The organism is Pantoea sp. 18059 (assembly GCF_902706165.1).
In the GTDB taxonomy this organism is placed as follows: domain Bacteria; phylum Pseudomonadota; class Gammaproteobacteria; order Enterobacterales; family Enterobacteriaceae; genus Pantoea; species Pantoea agglomerans.
The window spans coordinates 1-382 of record NZ_CACSJS010000076.1 but is presented as its reverse complement, the minus strand read 5'-3'; the positions used below and the strand labels follow the sequence as shown (position 1 = coordinate 382).

General features: G+C 49.7%; 1 rRNA gene. It reads left to right on the top strand.

The annotated features are described in order from the left end of the window. Positions 1 to 382: ribosomal RNA gene (locus GVJ63_RS22135) — 23S ribosomal RNA — on the top strand; the annotation flags it as partial.

The following is a 382-nucleotide window of genomic DNA, read 5'->3' as shown; positions in this document are numbered from 1 at the left end:
AGGTTAGCTCAGCCAACTGTTGGATATGTTGGTTCAAGCCTGTAGTCGTGCCTGGTAGGCAAATCCGCCAGGCTTAGATGAGGGGTGATAACGAGTCTGCTTGCAGACGAAGTGAGTGATACCCTGCTTCCAGGAAAAGCCACTAAGCTTCAGCTACACACGACCGTACCGCAAACCGACACTGGTGCGCGAGATGAGTATTCTAAGGCGCTTGAGAGAACTCAGGAGAAGGAACTCGGCAAATTGATACCGTAACTTCGGGAGAAGGTATGCCGCAAGTAGGTGAACTTGAACAAAGGGAGCCCAAAGCGGTTGCAAAAAATCGGTGGCTGCGACTGTTTAATAAAAACACAGCACTCTGCAAACACGAAAGTGGACGTAT